Origin of the sequence: Succiniclasticum ruminis DSM 9236, assembly GCF_900112895.1 — a bacterium.
GTDB classification, from domain to species: domain Bacteria; phylum Bacillota; class Negativicutes; order Acidaminococcales; family Acidaminococcaceae; genus Succiniclasticum; species Succiniclasticum ruminis.
Map to the genome: position 1 here is coordinate 1 of NZ_FONL01000037.1, position 1,140 is coordinate 1,140.

General features: G+C 41.1%; 2 protein-coding genes. Both read left to right on the top strand.

What is annotated here, in order from left to right; translation table 11 throughout:
• Window positions 1-316: 316 nt before the first annotated feature.
• Window positions 317-547, top strand: a complete 231-nt coding sequence (locus BM159_RS11760; RefSeq protein ID WP_093914397.1) for a hypothetical protein — start codon at window positions 317-319, stop codon at window positions 545-547.
• Between the two features lie 106 nt (window positions 548-653).
• Window positions 654-890 (top strand): Nif11-like leader peptide family RiPP precursor, encoded by a 237-nt coding sequence (locus BM159_RS11765; RefSeq protein WP_143089449.1) that lies wholly within the window; start codon window positions 654-656, stop codon window positions 888-890.
• Window positions 891-1,140 lie beyond the last annotated feature (250 nt).

Here is a 1,140-nt window from a genome sequence, read left to right on the forward strand (position 1 = left end):
TGCTCCATTTATTGATAAGAACGGGAATCCATATTTGGAAGTACATCATGTAATTTGGCTCTCACGCGGTGATAAAAGGTGGAGCCGGCGGAAGCGTCTATGGTTACGAAAACAACAATTTATCGCAGTAAATGATTCAACAGCCGTGGATTTCCACGGCTGTTTTGTTTTAGTATGACAAATTCCAGTTTTGCTCAGTAAAAATGAGTATGATATAATTAAAAAAATATATCCATCAATGTCAATTTTGATGAGCCTGTTTTGTATATATTAATAAAAGGCATTTAAAATAAAATTTATGGAGGAGGATTTCATTATGCCAATCAACAAAAATGAACTCACAAAAGAAATGCTGGAAAAAGCGATACAGTGCAAATCGGCTGATGAACTGATTACATTGGCAAAGACCGGCGGTTATGAGATGACAAAAGAGGAAGCGGAAGCTTACATGACGGAACTGTCTGATTTTGAATTAGATGATATAGCACTAAAGGATATTGCCGGTGGTAAGTGTTACATGAGAACTTCCCTGGATGATATGATGTGAAGAATGTTCTGTTTTTCTGACAGCCGTGGATTTTTCCGCAGAAAACGAAGAACTGGAAAAACGGATATGGAACCGCTTGAAGCGTTATAATGAGGAGGGGAAAATTATGCCAATCAACAAAAATGAGCTCACAAAAGAAATGATTGCGAAGGCTATGCAGTGCAAAACTGTCGACGAACTGGTGGCGCTGGCTAAGGCGGAAGGGTTTGAGATTACGAAGGACGAAGCGGAAGCCTATTTCGCGGAACTGGCCGACGTTGAGCTGGACGAAAAAGCGCTGAGAAATGTTGCCGGCGGCACTTGCACATTGGAAGGCACCGATTGCTGGACGTTGAGCAATTAAGAGTGAAATTTTCAGGGTTGAAGAAATAAACCGGTTTCAGGTTTGAAAAATTAAACTGGCTTTATTCCAATTAAGTATTTTCTTATGAGGAGGATTTCATCATGCCGATTAATAAGAACGAGCTCACAAAAGAAATGATCGCAAAGGCCATGCAATGTAAAACCGCGGAAGACTTAATGGCGCTGGCAAAGGCCGAAGGCGCTGAAATTACCAAAGCCGAAGCAGAAGCCTATCTGGAGGAACTTGCCGA